Below are 17,396 nucleotides of genomic sequence, written 5' to 3' on the forward strand. Positions count from 1 at the left end.
CCCTCCCACAACATATCAATACACGCCTTCTTCTCCCATTTTCTTGGAGACTTTATTCACAGACATGACCATAATCAAACCAATAATAGATTTAAAGAATCCGATCGCTGTACTGTAACTGAATTGCCCCTGTCTCAAACCGGCTGTATATACGTACGTATCAATAATTTCCGCAACCTCTCGGTTCATCGAATTGAGCAATAAATAGACATGTTCAAATCCAAGATCGAGTACGGAACCAATTTTCAAAATAAATAATGTAATAATGACGCCTCTTATGGCTGGAAGTGTAATATGCCAGATTTGTCTCAGACGTCCTGCACCATCTATACGAGCTGCTTCATACAATCCAGGATCAATGGCAGCAATAGAGGCTAGATAGATGATCGTACCCCAACCCGCTTCTCTCCAGATAACCTGAAGGATATACATCGGTCTGAACCATCCGGGGTTGAGCAAGAAATTGATCTTTTCGAACCCGAAAAACGATATAACTTCGTTAATAATTCCTCCATCCATCGTTACCATTACGAAGGTGATCGAGACCACGATAACCCATGACATAAAGTGAGGTAAGTAGACCAGCGTCTGAAAGAACCTTTTAAAGAACGTCCCTCTAAGCTCATTCAACATAAGTGCCAGAATAATAGGTATTGGAAAATAGATAAGAATGTTTAATCCGAATAAAATAAGCGTGTTCATCAGAATGTTTATGAAATCAGGCTCTGTAAATAACCTTTGGAAATGCTTCATACCCACCCATTCACTGCCAGCAATTCCTTTGTAGGGTTTGTAATCCTGAAATGAGATAATTAATCCGTACATCGGTAGATATTTAAATATGAGAAAATAGAGTACTCCCGGTGTTAACATGACATAGAGCCATTTATTTCTCCACAGTCGCTTTTTGAGCTCACTGCTACTCTTGTTGCTTTTACGCTTGGGCTGAGGGGATGTAGTCGGTTGAACGGCAACTTCCTGCATGAGATTCTCCCTTTCTATATAGTTATTCAAAATACAATTTCCAACACTTTAAAGGGAACAGAAAGGACTGTTGAAATCGATCATCAACAGCCCTCTAAGCCCAACTTTTCAGCCAGTGGCCATTGTAAGACTATTTCTTATACTCTGCGTTATACTCTTCGATGATTTTGGCGCCACCACGACTCTTCCAGTCCTCAACCTCTTTTTCGAATCCCGCTTTATCCAGCTGTCCATAGATATACTTGTAGGTAGCATCTGTGATGATCTGCTGAAGTTCAACACCTTTTTCCGTATACGTAGCTGAATCTAGTGCAGCCGTAGGATCTGCCACCCCAAACTTCACATTCTCGAGGACTAACTCCTCTGCGTGAATTCTACCAGGCAATAGGTTCAAGCTTTCATACATGCCATTTGTCTCGGATTCACCGATCACACTATCCTTGAACCCTTTCACTTCACGTTCGATCAATTCTTTGTCATCTGCTGGTTTGGCTTTACCATCAACAACGGTATAATGCGTACCTTCAATTCCCCAGAACATTAAGTTGGCAACTTCAGGTGTCATCATTTGATCAAAGAAGGCCAGGATCTTCTTGAGCTCTGCTTCGTCCTTCACAGCAGATTTAGGGAACAAGACCACATTGTTATATCCCGGAATCATCCACTGAGCGAACTTACCGTCAGGACCCGCAACCATACTGTGTGTATCGAGAACTGCATCTGGGAAGTTCTTAATTAGATCTTTGTTCAATGTATCGATATCTTGCATGGATCCACCAATATAAAGACCTGCTTTACCACTTGTAAACATATTTACGGCATCTGTTTTACTAGTTGCAGCGAAATCCTGGTTCATATACCCTGCATCACGTAGCTTTTTGAAGAAATCTAATGTGTCAATATACTGTGGGAATGTAAACTCTGGTGCCAATTGTCCGTCTTTCTCACCCCACGTATTAGGTGTTCCGAACCAAGAAGAGACCGTCTTGAAAGCACCATAGGTTAACTCATTTCGGTCAGCAATACCTGTGGTGTCTTTCTGTCCGTTACCATCTGGATCCTGCTCTGTAAACGCCTTCGCCATGGCGAACAACTCATCCAGATTGGCTGGAGCACTAATTCCAAGCTTATCTGCCCAATCCTTACGGTAGATAATTCCTTGACGTGCAAGCGGTCTACCAATATAAAGCGTATACAACTTGCCGCCTACTTTGGTGTTATTAAGAATTTCAGGTTTTAGCTTGTTCAAATTCGGAAATTCATTCATGAATGGACCAATTTCCCAGAATTGATCTTCCTTAATTGCCTCTTTCATCTGGACGAATGTTGTCTGATTCTTCAAGTACGTTACTTGAGGTAAGGACCCTGTAGCAAATGATGAATTTAATTTCTCTTCATATGAATCTGCAGGAAAGAATTGATATGTTAATTTCGTGTTGGTTAACTTTTCAACCTCATTCTTAATCGTATCTGGTGGTGTTCCTGTTGTGTTCAGCGGAAGCATAATCTTAATCTCTGTCGGTTCCGCATCTTTCGCTGGTTCTTCCGTCTTCGCTGTGGTATTTCCCCCATTTGGTTCAGTTGCTTCCGGAGACGTTGTTCCATTGTTACCATTCGAGCATGCAGACAGCATGACACTGAATGTTAGCAGCGCAGTAAGCAACAAGGAAAAGGATTTTTTCTTCATACCTTCGTGACCTCCATTTAACTTTTTAATTGATTACAGAACCCACATTACAGGCTAACGTAAGTTACGAATACAATCATTTACTCACAAAAGCACCTCGTTATCATCATCTGTTCTAATGATTATCTAGATCATTTATCTAAACCTAGACACAAAAATCCACTGCGCCTACTCCGCAGTGGATAGATAGAACCTATTCTCTATGGGTTAACCAATTCTTTAGCTACCTTATATTCCTCTGAAATCCGCTTACCACCATTTCGCTTCCATCGTTCAACCTCTTGTTCGAATCCCACCTCCGTCAGATTACCTAGAATATAATTGTATGTAGCATCTGTAATGATCGTTGATAACTCCATGCTTTTCTCATCATACGTCTGAGAACTTAGATGAGCGGTTGGATCATCAACAAGAAAAAGCTCATTGTCCTTACTTAACTGATCTGCAAGAGCTGTCATCGACTCCTTCTCAACCACTTCAAGGATATTTTGATTGCTAGAGCTTGCAATAATCATCGTGTTAAGAGGATTTACTTCGTTCACCCGTAATTGGGAAGTTTCCTCGGGCAGTATCACCTTATTATCTTGTACGCTATAGTGCCTTCCTTCCACGCCATACATCATCAGATTAACAACATCTTTATCCATTGTGCGGTCAAAGAATCCAAGGGTTGTTTTTAAATCAGCTTCCGACTTGATGGCTTTCTTAGAAAAAACATAAAGACCGTTATAATTAGGAATGGACCAAATCTTATATCCACTTGGGCCCTCAATACGATTGACTAACGTTAATGTAGCTTTCGGATTAACAGCTTTAGCCTCATTAGATAACCTTTGTACATCTGTCATACTTCCAATAAATACGCCAGCCTCACCACGAATGAAGCGATCCCGTTGAACTTCCTTACTTGTAAGTGCGAAATCCTGATTTAAAATCTTCTCATGATACAACTTTTTCATAAAGTCCATGGTATTCCTATACTCAGCTGTCTCAAATTCAGGAATAAATTGATTATCCTCATACATCCAGTTGTTTGGTGTTCCGAAATAAGAACTAAGTGTCTTGAACACACCATAGACTAAATCGTTACGATCTACTAACCCTATTGTATCGTTCTTTCCATTCTGATCTGGATCATTATAGGTGAACTGTTTCATTACGTTATACAATTCATCCAACGTACCTGGCTTATTTAGATGAAGATGCTCAAGCCAATCCTGCCGAATGATGATTCCCTGTCTTGATGATGGTCGTTCCGTATAAAGTCCATATATTTTCCCATCAACCGCAGCTTGCTCCAGATAACTCGAGTTCAGATACTTGAGGTTAGGGAACTCTTTCAAATAAGACCCAATCTCCCAGAAGGCTTCAGATCTAATCGCATTCTTCACTAAACTGTAGTCTGTGTATTTTACAAAGGTCACTTTTTTTAGAGAGTTGGTCGTTAATGTCGTGTTCATCTTATCCGTGTAGATCCCCTCAGGGACCCAACCGATATCAAGGTTCGTATCCGTTAACTTCTCAAGTTCTTGAATAATTTCTTGCGTGGGTGGATGCGGGAAATGGAGAGGTACCATGATCGAAATATTGGGTATATCATTCTCTTTATGATGTATATGTTCGGAGCTCTCTCCATTCGTACAAGCAACCATAAAAAGGAATAGCAATAGGAACAATAGCCATCGACAAGAACTCACGAACCTTTTACCCAGAAACTTAATGAACATGCCCATCCCCCTTGATCAATTCCCATAATTTAGTCATAATTAAAGTGAAAGCAACCAATCTCAAAGATAATGATTATCCTGATTCTAGATGATTATTGTTCTCCCCATACCTTTTCCTTAAAATTAATATGTGTCTACTTCTTCTGATGGGTGTTGAATTTCGTGAGACCATTAAGTTTCTTAAGTAAGTTGACTATCTTTGCTTGTATATTAAGTACGCTTCCCGTCATATTTATCGGCTCCTTCTCTTATTTCACATCTTCAAATGAAATCCAGAAAAATGTAAATAAGGGGAAAATGGAGCTTATCTCGCAAATCAACTCCAATGTAGAGCATAAGTTAACGACTGTCAACCATACTTTAAATCAAGTTGTTAACTCCTCTGTGTTGAAACAAGCTTTAACTACATCGTTAAATGTAAACGATTTCAAATTGTATAATGATTTACGCAACGAGATTCGCAATATGCAATCGTTCGATACCAAATTAGAGGATGTCATTTTATTTAACGAGTACGAGAATTGGATGATTAAAAATTCAGGTCTGTATCGATTAGACCAATATGAGAATTATGATAATCTAATCCGTTTGATGGATACACCAGACAATACGTCATGGATCATTAATCCATCCGAATGGTTCTATAGCGAAGAGAATACAAGTATTACAGACTGCAATTACACCATCAGCCTGATCAAGAAGTTACCTACCTCTGATCTGGAGAAATACGGACTGGCCATAGCCAATATTCCTGCTTGTAATCTTCAGGATTTCATTAAATCAGAAGTTAATCCGTCAGAAAACACGATTATTGCGGATGAGAACAATATCATTCTATTTCACCCAGACCATTCATTGATTGGTAATCCGCTGAGCACCAGTGGAATTCAAGATTCAACACTATTATCCGACGAGGCTAAACCCTCAGGTCAATTTGCAACGACGATACAAGATAAGCCATATTCCATTACTTATCTTCATTCAGAGCTTAATGGGTGGGTCTATTTATCCGTCACCTCCATTGAAAGCTTAACGAAGAAATCAAATAAAATTGGCACATATACTTTGTGGGTGTGTACGTTCATGCTACTGTTGTCGATTCTGCTGGCTTGGATTGGATCCAAACGTATGTATACCCCAATCGAACGTCTACTTAATCAGATGGGGCAACGTCTAACGGATGTTCGGGCTAAACATACGAATGAATTTCAAGTTATTGGTGAACAGGTTCACCATTTGTTTCAGTCTAAATCACAATTGGAAAAAGAAGTCCAACAGCATATTCAGCAGGTTCGTACTTTTTTCCTCATTCGATCATTCCAAGGAGATATAAAACAGAGCGAGTTATTATACGAACTTGAGCAGTTCGGTTATCAGACTCAACTTCAAGAATGGAAGACGATGGCTGTCATGACATTATCCATCGACTTCTCCGAAGGATCACGTTATGACAAGAAGGATTTAAACCTTCTTCTATTCGCTGTACATAACATTATTGAGGAAGTCATATCACCGCCACAACGGCTTGCTCCCGTAATCATGGATCATACTGTTGTTGCCATAGTGGGTACGTCTGACTCCGATCTTGGAATCTTCCATCGCTCATTATATTCATTAACAGAGAATCTCCAACAAGAGATTACCCGTTACCTTAACCTGAAAGTCAGCATTGGATTGAGCTTGCCGTTCCATTCCTTTCATAAGATATCCATGGCTTACCGAGAAGGTCTAGAAGCACTCAAACACCGTATCAAACTTGGCAAAGGGATCATCATTCAATATGAGAACATCAACTCTGGGAATCATTATTTGAAATTAAACTACCCTATTCATACGGAGAACGATCTGATCGACGCGATCAAGCTAGCTGAGACAGCTAAAGCGAAAGAACTACTCAATCAATTTTTCAATAGTATCTTCTCTTTAGAATTATCTCCACAGGAATATCAAATTCCGTTGACACGTCTATTAAACAATTTACTGATCGTGATGCAGGAGTCAGGAATTAATCTAACTCAGATTTATCATGTCAATGGCTCGCTACTTGAGGAATTAATCGACTTACACATTGTGGCTGAAATTGAGGATTGGTTCTGGAGTACGGTTATTTATCCGTTAATCAAAATTTTCATAGATAGACAGGATGCACAATATCATAATATTTCCGAGAAAATAATTGACTTAGTTCAACATTATTACGACACGGATCTAACGTTAGAGGATTGTGCTTCGAGGCTACATTATAATGCGAATTATTTGAGCAGCGTGTTCCGTAAAGAAACCAACCATTCATTCAGCGAATATCTATCGATGTATCGGTTCAATATGGCGAAGAAATGGTTGGAGACTACGGATATGCCTATTAAGGATATTGCATCTAAGTTGAGATACAACAATTCACAGAACTTTATTCGTTCCTTCCGTAAGCAAGAAGGTATGACACCAGGACAGTATCGGGATCATAAAAGGATAAGAGATTAGTCTTTTAGCCAGGTATCAAAAAATTGGGCATATCCCTCTTTCATCACACGACTAGAGAACTTCTCAAATCCGTAGTGACGATTGTCCAAAGAAAATTTCTGAGGCGAAGCTGCGGCCATGTTGACTAACTCGAACCAGTTCTTCTCATTTCCAGAAAAGGCATGCTTAGAGCTGATATGATCATAACAAGGATGTTCGGGTTTAATGATGATCTTACCCATAGCCAAGGCCTCCGTTAAAGGCATAGCAAAGGTATCAAACTTCGAGCAGCTCCAGTACACTTTTGAAGAATTCATTAGTGCAAATATCTCATCTTGAGTTAACGCGAACTTTAACGTCACATTATGTGGAATGTTATATTTCTTCATACTTTCTTTATACCGCACCCCACCGAACACCATGAATACCTCCTTGTCAGGGTTCTGTCTTGCATATTCAAGCACTAGATCAGGTCGTCTGTTCTCTTCGTCTCGGCCAATCCATAGTACTCTATTATCAACAATCTGTGTGGGGTCGAAATGACGTTCTGCTAACTCCTCATTGAATCCAATGGGAATCACCGTCACATCCTCCACACCGAAATTACGGTCTAGTTCACGTTTGAGAAATTCCGTCTGTACCACTGCCTTGTCCACCATTTGATAGAAAGGCTTCATCATCTCATACCCTGTTAGTGCTGGATCTGGGAAACTGTGAGGAAACAGAACACTTTTCTTAATAAACATTTTTAAATAGGTAAATCCAGAGACTGTATATATCACATGATCAATGTTCTGAGAATAAATCTGATCCAATACGATATCGTAATTAACCAAATCGCCCTTCTCATGTTCATATCCAGGAATCCAATCATGTCCATTAACATGACGTTCAGGGGATATGAATACAATCTCCACACCTAACTCTTCACCTATTTGTTTCAGACGATCTGCAAACACGCGGGGACCTTGAGACTCCGCAAATTGTATTTTTCTCATGACCAATCCGACTTTTTTCATGAAATCTCCATCCTGTCTCCTGAATATCAGGTGTACTTATCTTCTATTCAATATATCAGAAGACAAGAGAGATTAATAACGACGGTTACAACGGAACTCTTGTGAAATAACTTTCGATTTTCTTACTAATGAATAAGGAGGCTCCGATAAATAATAGAACATACACCAATTGAGTAGGATGCTCCACAAAACCTCTTATATCATGACCGATATATGAGACATAGAATACCATAATTGCTTTACCAAAAATAACAGCTATGAGATAAGAAATAATTCGCATGCGAGCGACTCCTGCTGCTATATTAATGACAACAAACGGACCCACCGGAAATATGCTTAACAGAAACACATAGCTGAAGGCGTTCCGCCGAACCCAGATCATACTTTTAGCTACCCTTGGTTTAAGTGCCCACCGTGTGAAGTACGGATACGATGATATCTTACGAACCAACAGGAATGTTACCAAACATCCGCTGACCATACCGATCCATGAATATAAGAATCCAAGCCACAGTCCATAGACTGCAGCATTTACACCCACGATGACGATGGTAGGTAATGGAGGAATGAAAGACTTCATAAATGTCAAAAGCATTCCAGGGAATGGACCGAATTCACGGTACCTTTCAAGCAGTTGCTTCATGTTCTCTTCCGTCAACATCGACATCATATCTAATGCGGCCGTCAATATAATCACCTGTTTCTTTTCTACTAAAATAAGACCGTACACTATGAAGCGTTATTATCTCCATCTTATCATATCTATATGATGTTCTATCACGATCTTATCATTTGAAATATAAGTCCACAGACTGATAGAATAAAGAAGACTTCGAGGAATAAATCTATTGATATCGTAAAAAGGGGACCCCTTATGATGAACGAAACCCAGCCATCCGAACTTAATCATATGTTAATTCTAGATCGAATGAATGACCTAACGGAGAATGACCCACTTTATCCATTTGCATTGGACGAGCTCCTCTGTAAACATACCGGAAATGGAGGTCCTGCCATCTGCCATCTATGGCGGCATCCCCATTCATTCATTATGGGGTTACGAGACAGTCGACTCCCCCATGCAGATCACGGTAGACAATGGATTGAATCCCAAGGATACCAAGTAGGTATACGAAACTCCGGTGGTGCTGCCGTTCCACTCGATCTTGGCGTCGTAAACATCTCGCTAATTATGCCTAAACAAGGGCAAGGGGACATCCATTTCCATCGTGACTTTGAACGGATGTATAACTTGATCAAGAATGCGTTATCGTATACTGGATCTCAAGTAGACAAAGGCGAAATTCAGGGTGCATATTGCCCGGGTGATTTCGATCTAAGCATCGCTGGACGCAAATTCTGTGGTATTGCCCAGCGAAGACAAGCTCACGCCTATATTGTACAAGCCTTTGTCATTGTCGATGGTGTCGGTCAGGATCGAGCCCAATTCGTACAAGGTTTCTATAATCGCGCTGCCGTAGAAGCAGCCACTTCTCAATATCCACATGTAGAGGATGATAGTACAGCAAGTCTTGCTGAACTAACCGATATGGGTGAAGAACCCGTTACTACATTCTCCGAAGCTGTGAAACATGTTATTCGAGAACAACAAATGACACAAGGCTTATCTACATCCGTGAAACCATTATATGTACCGAATTCCAGTGAAATCATGGAGATGGTTACAACATTGCGACAACGTTATGATACAAAGACAACAACTTAAAGGGACTAGTCAGAGGATATCACGAAATATATGATCTAGATATGAGTACACGCACAGAAGAAGGGCTTCCAAGTTACGGAAGCCCTTCTTTCTATAATACCTATTCAATTCACATATTACCCTTAAGGTTTATCGAAATAGCCCACAACGATGGCATGTTCAATAAGCCTTTGGAAGAACCCGCTGTCTGGAACGCGACACTCTACATTTAATTTCTGTAAATAGTCCGTTGTTTGAGGACATGCATATCTATAGATGGAATTTTTGGCTCCATCCCCTTCGAGTTGAGCCATAGCCAATTCCAATCCAATCTGTCCCTTCGGCTGACGACTATCCAACAGCCATGTTTCGTACTGATTCCAGTCGAGAAGGGAAATATCATATCCGTATTGGCGGAAGAATTCGATCATATCTTCATACGAAATCTGTACGGGATTACAAATATGAAACATTTTTCCAACGGTATCGTTACTCAGAGCTAACGATGTAATAGCTTGTCCCGCATAGTTAATCGGGGTCAAGTCAACCTGCCAGCTCACCCTTGGGGCTTTTTTCAAGAGCAACATCGCTTTGAGCATTCTATAAAATGCATTATTGTTGATGTTATTCTGAAATGCGCCCGTCGCCGAATGACAAGACAAGTTCCCTACACGATAAACGGTTGCCGCGACACCTTCGTCTTCGCAAGTTCTAACCACTAACTTCTCCGCTTCCAGCTTACTATTCGTATATACATTCTCAATACTCACTGAATAATCGTACGAATCCTGTGCAGTAAATTTACTCCATTGATTACTGAGCGCTAAGTCTTCTGGTATTCCCAGCGTCGATACAAAGTGGAACCGAACATTCGCTTTCCCTCTAGCGAACGAAAGCAGTCGATTCGTGCTCTCCACATTAACTCTAGCGAAATATTCAGCATCTCCGAAATGCTTTACTTCAGCCGCACAATGGATGATCGAATCAATCTTCTCATTTAGCAACTTCACGACGGTATCCATCAACCCAAGGTTATCCTTCTCCAGGTCTCCCTGAACGGCAACAACGCGACCCTCAAGCTTCGCACCCATGGCGTCTCCGAAGTAATTCTTCATGATACCCACAATACGTTGATATGGGTCCTCATTCTCTGAAGAACGTACCAAACAATACACGGTTGCATCAGACTTCTGAATTAACTCATACAAAAGATGTGAACCCAAATATCCCGTAGCTCCGGTTAAAAAGATGTGTTGGTTGCTATATGCCTGTATGCCATTTGCAGGATGAGTTCCGAATGATTTAGGATATTCCTCTAAATCTTGAATTTCTGAGCTATCCAACATGTTGTCCTCGATCACAAGCATATCCCTAAGTTCAATCACTCTTTCAGCTAGTTTTGCAATGGTTGGAAAAGCGAAGAAATCATTTATTTTTAATTTCGGGAACTTCGGTTTTAGAATAACAAGGATTTCTAGTATCTTTAGTGAATGCCCACCGACCTCAAAGAAGTCATCATGTATACCAATATGCGTGCGATTAATCGCTTGCTCCCAAGCAGCGGATATCTCCTGCTCCAATTCATTACGGGGAGCTACATAATCAGCGTTCTCCTCTACGGTTACTTCCACTTCGAACCGTGCAAGTTGCTTACGATCGATCTTCAGTGTAGGTGATACAGGCATCTCATCTAGATAGCAGAAATGACTTGGGACCATATAGGATGGCACCCTTTTATTCAAATACTGGACAAGTTCACTCTTAGCTATCGCTTCGCCATTCTTTGATGTATAGAAGGCAACGAGGTACTTGCTTCCATCTGTCTCTGCCTTCGCGATAATTGCTGTTTCTTTTATGTTCTCATGTTTAATTAGGTTTTCCTCAATTTCGCCAATCTCAATTCGGTATCCTCTGATCTTAACCTGCAGATCCCTTCTGCTTACATACTGGATTCCGCTCTTTTGCAACATCACTATGTCTCCAGAACGATAGTATCGCTTACCCGAAGTCGGATCAACAGGATCTGAGATGAACACTTCATTCGTCTTGTCAGGTAAGTTCAGATAACCTTTAGCAATACCAACAGAACTAATCAGCATTTCACCCATTACATTTAACGGACAAGGTTGATCATTGTCGTTCACGATCAAAACTTCATAGTTTGTGAGGGGCAATCCAATAGGAATTCCATATACATTATCTTGAACAATATAATCAATAATATGAACCGTCGATAAGGCTGTAACCTCCGTTGGACCATACCCATTTAGAATCTTAATATTCTTATGAAGCTTCTTCTGTAATCCCCGAACAGCCTCGCCCATTACAGCCTCACCACCCACAGAGATACTCTTAATAGCACTATACTTCAGTGCATCTTCATCACTGAGATGGACAGACAACTGATTAAAGAATACGGTCGGCAAGAAACAGATGCGAGTAGCTCTCAATTCCTCAATCGCTGCGGTAAATGACTCTATTGAGAAACGCTGTTCATTATTTAAAATATGCAACCTAGACCCGCTGCATATCGAACTGTACAAATCATATACCGAGGCATCGAAGCTAAAGGTTGCGTACTGTAACATCACATCATGTTCGTTAAACTGTAGGTTTTCCTTACTTGCCAGAGCAAGGTTTACAACACCTGCATGTACGATCATAGCCCCTTTAGGCTTGCCTGTAGAACCGGATGTATAGATGACATAAGCCATATCATCTGGATGATGGATCACATGAACGGAGTCATCGGAATATAAGTCTAGCTGCTTGTCTAGACAAAAAATAGCAACGTCCGAATCATTCCCACTCAACAGATCTGTTAACTTCGAAGTGAAATGCTCTTTTGTAATAACGATATGAGACTGTGTGTCTGAAACAATATAAGAGTTCCGGTCATCTGGATGCTCTGGATCAAGGGGGATATATGCCCCGCCAGCTTTTAACACACCCAACATGCTTACAATGGCATCCATGCCTCTCTCCATAAAGATAGCAACAAATTCACCTTTAGTAACACCCTTTTGCACCAACATGTTAGCCACTTGATTCGATAAACGATCCAATTGGGTGTATGTTAAACTCCCCTCATCCGAGGAAAGGGCAATACGATTAGTATAACGAGCCACCGATGATGCGAACATCGCTGGAATGGTTAACGTATCAGGCCATTCCTTACTTGTATTATTAAGCTCTGCATATGCATTCATATCTTCTTCAGTCAAGATCGGAATGTCGCCGATAGAGACATCGTTGTTCACTAGAACAGCTTTCACTATGGACTGAAAGTGACGTGCAAACTTTTGAATGGTAGCCTCTTTAAACAAGTTGTTATGATAGGTGATGTGAGCAACCCATGCCCCTTCTTCTTCACGAACAAACCAATTCAGAGAACTATCCTTTAACGTATCATTCTCCCCGTAGATTGTCTTAATGATGGATGATTGACCCACCACTTCTTCGATCTCTGATAGAAGTAGACTAGCATCATAGCTACTATTTAGTTTCTCAATCGTATTTGCAAATAATTGCTGGAATGAAATATTCCCTTCCCATATCATTCGAAGTGGTAAGATATTCCCTCTAGTATCGTTTACTCCAACGATCAGATCTCTCTCGCCCGTCATTCTGTGTAGAAATACAAAGTAACAACTAAGCATCCACACACTCATATCACAACGATGGTGGAGTTCAATCATTTGCTCTGCCTGCACATCTAATTTAAAGGTCGTCTTCTGAAGTTTTCTGGAAGTTAAATGATTAGGGAAATCCGTATAGATATCCAATGCCGACAAAGGCGCTTGAAGCTCCTTCATCCAATAATCTTTCACAGTTCCATGATTCATGATGGTACTCATCTACAACAACTCCTTGTTATCTCTCTATAAATTCAGTATCAGAATACGAATGGCCATCTAGGATGTACTTATTCTAGACTTTCAATTCAATAACTAAATCCTCAAGTTCAGTGGAGATTTGAGTCAAATGCTTTGCCGTGTCAACCATTTTACCTGCAGATACACGTTGTTCATTAGCACTTGATTTGATCTCTTCTGATAATTCTGCATTTCTCTCAGCCGTAACAGAAAGTTGTTTGATAGAAGCAGTAATTTGCTCCGTCTCTGCTACCATTTCTTCCGTTGCAGCAGACACCTCCTGAATCTGACTCGTAACCGATTCTGTGGCCGATACTAATGTAGCAAATAATTCCCCTGTTTCTTGTACAATCCCTATTCCGACTTCAACGTTATGTTCGCCTTCATTGATTGCCTCTACAGCAACTTGAGTTTCCTTCTGAATGTAGTGAATTAACTCAGTAATTTGTTCTGCTGACTTTCTTGATTCCTCTGACAGCTTCTTCACCTCATTGGCTACAACAGCAAACCCTCGTCCTTCTTCTCCAGCCCTAGCCGCTTCAATACTCGCATTCAGAGATAGTAATTGTGTTTGTGTAGCAATTTGGGTAATGACCTGTACAATTTCTCCAATCTGTCCAGAACGTTTCTGTAACTGTTCGATAGAGACCACTGAATGAAGTACAGATTTATGAATAGCGTCCATCTGTTTCATCACTTTATCAACATTCACACTACCTTGTTCTGAATGCTCTCTCATATTCATAGACGTATCAGATAACACATTGGTACTTCCTGCAATCGTGCCAACCCCTGAAGATATTTCTTCCAGCGAGATGGCACTCTCTACGATTGACCTACTCTGCTGTGATGCCTGGTCAGATATTCCATCAATATTCTTAGTAATCTCCATCGAAATATGTTGATTATCTTCCAAAGCAGCGAATAATTCCTTCCCCTGCTCAGCCGATTGTATTGATATCGATCTAATCGTCGTAACCAAACGGTTAATCGTGACTACCGTCCCATTAAACTTCTCAGCCACTTGACCCAGTTCGTCTTTGCTTGTTGCCAACTGAACGTTGAAGTCACCTTGACTTAATTTCTCTAGCGCTTTAATCAAATCTTGCACAGGTGCAAAAGTCCGCTTCGTAATAAAATACTGAATTGTTATCATAATAATTAAGATCAATACCAAAGCTATTGACGTATATTTTAGCAATTCTTGTTTGCCGTTCTTAATTAGGCTTGCATCGACATCGATACCCATGTAAGCAAATATATTTCCTTCTGCATCCTTGTATGGAGCAAGAACAGTTACCCAAGTACCAAATCCATCATCATACGGTTGGGTAAACGTTAATTCTTTGGTCTTTAGCATTTTTCTTACACCGTCTGCATGAATTTCAGGTTGCGGATATATTGCTCCTAAATTCAGACCTTCTTCTTGAATAATCGCATCTAAGAGTTCATCTGAGAAGGCAATCATTGATGTTCCGTTACCCTTCTCAAGTTCAGGACCAAATAAATACCCTTGAGATACGTTAGGATGTTGAATAGGTAATTCCGCAAATATTTCTGCCATTTTCCTCTGGATCGGTGATTGGCGGTCAGTATTAGCCTTTGCTTCCGCAACCTCTTCTGTCGTTACCTTACTCTCCCATGATTCCATTATTTTTCTTGAATCCGACTCCAATTGGTTCGTCAATACATTCCCCTGGATATAATAACTTGCTGCAATCAATATGACACCTGTTAAAAGAATAAAGAGACTCGTCCATAACATATTTTTAGTGACAATACTTTTGTTACTAAAGAACCCTTTTAGTTTTTTTAAAAACTTCATTTATATGTCTCCTCTTATTTGTTATAATATGAATCTATTACATATGTATTTCATTCTAGGTTGTAGTTGCTTACTAAAGAGTCAATTCCCCCCTTAATCTTTTAAGTCATACTTCATTCCTATTAAAATAAAAAATGGTGTTCCACAAAACTGACTAAGCAGCCGCAGATCACCAATTTATTGCAACTGGCTGACTTTCCCTGAGGAATTAGTCCCTATAGCTTTGCGTCACTACCTTTCGGTAGTTTTGCCTTATTAATATATAAAGTTGTTAAAAAAATCTTTTATTCGACAACAACCAACAACGATACTCATTTTACTATGTATTTGTAAACATTTCCAGCGTTTTTTCGGTAGAATTTATATGTTCTTTGTCGAAATATAAAATTTATTGTTCGAATCACTTGATTTACGAACAAAAAAAATAGGAACTGAACAATAGTTCAGTTCCTATTTCTTGCTTCTATCGGTCTATTTTATCCCAAAGCCACTCTAATACCGACGTATTTACGTCCTTCTGCCGTTAACACGCGCATGTCTTTATGACTTCCTTTATCAAGTTCTGTAAATTTCACCTGTGCGCCATCTAGGTCTTCTAGTATATTAGTAATGGTATAACCTGCACTTATCAGTATATCTATTTGCTCTTTCTCACATTGATAATCTTCATGATCTGACATCAACTTCCTCCCCCTATGCCGATCTGTGCTGGTCCCTTAGAGTACTTCTTAACTCCCTCAAAACGCTTACGTCTTAGATACTGTCCCGCTCCCGCAGCACCCACAAACTCCTTATTTCGAATCACAAATGTCCCTCGACTTAAGACGGATACAGGCTCTCCCGTAATCGACATTCCTTCAAAGGCATTGTAATCCACATTCATATGGTGTGTTTCCACTGAGATCGTTCTTTCCACTGTGGGATCAAAGATAACGATATCTGCATCACTCCCTACCGCAATCGTTCCCTTCTGCGGAAAGATTCCAAATAACTTAGCACTAGAAGTCGCTATGATATCCACGAATTGATGAAGAGAAATCCTCCCTTTACCCACTCCCTCCGAAAATAATATACTGAAGCGATCCTCAATCATGGGCCCTCCATTTGGTATTTTGGAGAAATCGTTCAACCCCATATCCTTCTGACCGTTGAAATCGAAAGAACATTGATCAGATCCGATCGTTTGTAGCGCTCCACTTCGCAGTGCCGCCCATAACACATCTTGGTTCCATGACTCCCGAAGTGGTGGAGACCACACATACTTTGCACCTTCGAAGTCCGGCTTCTCCATATAAGATTGATCTAACACTAAATATTGTGGACAGGTCTCGCCGAATACTCGAAGTCCTTTCTTGCGTGCCTCTGCAATCTTCCATGCGGCTTCGGCACAAGTGACATGAACAACATATAACTGTGAATCTGCTAGTTCTGTTAAATAAGCCGCTCTACCCGTGGCTTCGCCCTCTAGCACCGGAGGTCTTGTTAATGCGTGATAGATCGGCGCAGTATTTCCATCAGATAATGCCTTCTCTACCAAATACTCAATAACATCGCCATTCTCTGCATGTACCATGACTAAGGCGCCTTCCTCTTTAGCTAATAAAAGGGTTTTATATAACGTTCCATCATCCGCCTGGAAGACATGCTTATAAGCCATAAACACCTTCAGAGACGTGATCCCTTCCTCCTCAATAATGAGAGGAAGTTCTTGGAGTACGGCATCATTCACTTCAGAGACCATTAAGTGAAATCCATAATCAATAACGGACTTTTTTTCAGATTTAGCATGCCATGTTTCTACAGCCTTACTTAGAGGTTCACCTTTCGTTGTCAGACAGAAATCAATCACTGTCGTTGTTCCACCAAAGGCCGCAGCAATCGTACCTGTCTCGAAATCATCTTTCGTCATCGTTCCACCAAAAGGCATATCTAGATGAGTATGTGGGTCCACGCCACCTGGGAATACATAACAACCAGAGGCATCGATGATCTCGGCTCCTGGTTCATCCAGATGGAGACCAATCCGAGTAATTACTTCACCCTCAATAAGAATGTCACCGATATAGGTGTCACTAGCCGTTACAATCGTTCCGTTCTTAATGATTTTTGCCATG

Annotated in this window: 11 protein-coding genes and 1 riboswitch; of the genes, 2 read left to right on the forward strand and 9 right to left on the reverse strand. The window is 40.5% G+C overall.

All coding sequences use genetic code 11. From position 1 onward, the window contains the following. Window positions 1-15: 15 nt before the first annotated feature. The 3 genes from AC1D69_RS14490 to AC1D69_RS14500 all read right to left on the reverse strand — a co-directional run bounded on the left by AC1D69_RS14490 (window position 16) and on the right by AC1D69_RS14500 (window position 4,398). Window positions 16-984, reverse strand: coding sequence for an ABC transporter permease (locus AC1D69_RS14490; protein ID WP_495456866.1), 969 nt, complete (start codon window positions 982-984; stop codon window positions 16-18). A gap of 130 nt (window positions 985-1,114) precedes the next feature. Further along, window positions 1,115-2,671, reverse strand: a complete 1,557-nt coding sequence (locus AC1D69_RS14495; RefSeq protein WP_495456867.1) for an extracellular solute-binding protein — start codon at window positions 2,669-2,671, stop codon at window positions 1,115-1,117. A gap of 200 nt (window positions 2,672-2,871) precedes the next feature. Further along, the gene (locus tag AC1D69_RS14500; protein ID WP_495456868.1) at window positions 2,872-4,398 is read right to left on the reverse strand and encodes a type 2 periplasmic-binding domain-containing protein; all 1,527 of its coding nucleotides are present in this window, start codon (window positions 4,396-4,398) and stop codon (window positions 2,872-2,874) included. A 162-nt stretch (window positions 4,399-4,560) separates the two neighbouring features. On the opposite strand from AC1D69_RS14500, the gene AC1D69_RS14505 reads away from it, so the two are divergent. Continuing rightward, complete coding sequence (locus AC1D69_RS14505) at window positions 4,561-6,879, forward strand: AraC family transcriptional regulator (protein ID WP_495456869.1); 2,319 nt, start codon at window positions 4,561-4,563, stop codon at window positions 6,877-6,879. Here the strand turns inward: AC1D69_RS14505 and AC1D69_RS14510 are convergent. Next, window positions 6,876-7,877: a glycosyltransferase gene (locus tag AC1D69_RS14510; protein WP_495456870.1), complete on the reverse strand. Its 1,002-nt coding sequence runs from the start codon at window positions 7,875-7,877 to the stop codon at window positions 6,876-6,878. The two genes, AC1D69_RS14505 and AC1D69_RS14510, sit on opposite strands and share 4 nt — an antisense overlap. 85 nt (window positions 7,878-7,962) lie before the next feature. Continuing rightward, window positions 7,963-8,544: a TVP38/TMEM64 family protein gene (locus AC1D69_RS14515; protein WP_495456903.1), complete on the reverse strand. Its 582-nt coding sequence runs from the start codon at window positions 8,542-8,544 to the stop codon at window positions 7,963-7,965. Between the two features lie 207 nt (window positions 8,545-8,751). Here AC1D69_RS14515 and AC1D69_RS14520 point away from each other — a divergent pair, with 207 nt between their 5' ends. Beyond that, the gene (locus AC1D69_RS14520) at window positions 8,752-9,603 is read left to right on the forward strand and encodes a lipoate--protein ligase family protein (protein WP_495456871.1); all 852 of its coding nucleotides are present in this window, start codon (window positions 8,752-8,754) and stop codon (window positions 9,601-9,603) included. A gap of 122 nt (window positions 9,604-9,725) precedes the next feature. Here the strand turns inward: AC1D69_RS14520 and AC1D69_RS14525 are convergent, their stop codons facing one another. From AC1D69_RS14525 to hydA, 4 genes are all read right to left on the reverse strand, one after another. Next, window positions 9,726-13,439: a non-ribosomal peptide synthetase family protein gene (locus AC1D69_RS14525; RefSeq protein ID WP_495456872.1), complete on the reverse strand. Its 3,714-nt coding sequence runs from the start codon at window positions 13,437-13,439 to the stop codon at window positions 9,726-9,728. Between the two features lie 73 nt (window positions 13,440-13,512). Then, a complete protein-coding gene (locus tag AC1D69_RS14530; RefSeq protein ID WP_495456873.1) occupies window positions 13,513-15,282 on the reverse strand; it encodes a methyl-accepting chemotaxis protein in 1,770 nt (589 codons plus the stop codon). A 178-nt stretch (window positions 15,283-15,460) separates the two neighbouring features. Beyond that, window positions 15,461-15,544, reverse strand: a riboswitch (cyclic di-GMP riboswitch). A gap of 214 nt (window positions 15,545-15,758) precedes the next feature. Beyond that, window positions 15,759-15,962 carry a hypothetical protein gene (locus AC1D69_RS14535; protein ID WP_495456874.1) on the reverse strand — a complete coding sequence of 68 codons (204 nt, stop codon included), beginning with the start codon at window positions 15,960-15,962 and terminating at the stop codon, window positions 15,759-15,761. Next, entirely contained in the window at window positions 15,962-17,395 is a 1,434-nt protein-coding gene (gene hydA, locus AC1D69_RS14540; RefSeq protein WP_495456875.1) for a dihydropyrimidinase, read from the reverse strand. Before hydA ends, AC1D69_RS14535 begins: the two co-directional genes overlap by 1 nt. Window position 17,396: the final 1 nt, after the last annotated feature.

This window comes from Paenibacillus sp. Y301 (assembly GCF_059445505.1).

Coding starts and splice junctions, on each gene's coding strand:
- AC1D69_RS14490 (WP_495456866.1), bottom strand. CDS start 984: ATGCAGGAAGTTGCCGTTCAACCGACTACATCCCCTCAGCCCAAGCGT.
- AC1D69_RS14495 (WP_495456867.1), bottom strand. CDS start 2,671: ATGAAGAAAAAATCCTTTTCCTTGTTGCTTACTGCGCTGCTAACATTC.
- AC1D69_RS14500 (WP_495456868.1), bottom strand. CDS start 4,398: ATGTTCATTAAGTTTCTGGGTAAAAGGTTCGTGAGTTCTTGTCGATGG.
- AC1D69_RS14510 (WP_495456870.1), bottom strand. CDS start 7,877: ATGAAAAAAGTCGGATTGGTCATGAGAAAAATACAATTTGCGGAGTCT.
- AC1D69_RS14515 (WP_495456903.1), bottom strand. CDS start 8,544: ATGTCGATGTTGACGGAAGAGAACATGAAGCAACTGCTTGAAAGGTAC.
- AC1D69_RS14520 (WP_495456871.1), top strand. CDS start 8,752: ATGATGAACGAAACCCAGCCATCCGAACTTAATCATATGTTAATTCTA.
- AC1D69_RS14525 (WP_495456872.1), bottom strand. CDS start 13,439: ATGAGTACCATCATGAATCATGGAACTGTGAAAGATTATTGGATGAAG.
- AC1D69_RS14530 (WP_495456873.1), bottom strand. CDS start 15,282: ATGAAGTTTTTAAAAAAACTAAAAGGGTTCTTTAGTAACAAAAGTATT.
- AC1D69_RS14535 (WP_495456874.1), bottom strand. CDS start 15,962: ATGTCAGATCATGAAGATTATCAATGTGAGAAAGAGCAAATAGATATA.
- hydA (WP_495456875.1), bottom strand. CDS start 17,395: ATGGCAAAAATCATTAAGAACGGAACGATTGTAACGGCTAGTGACACC.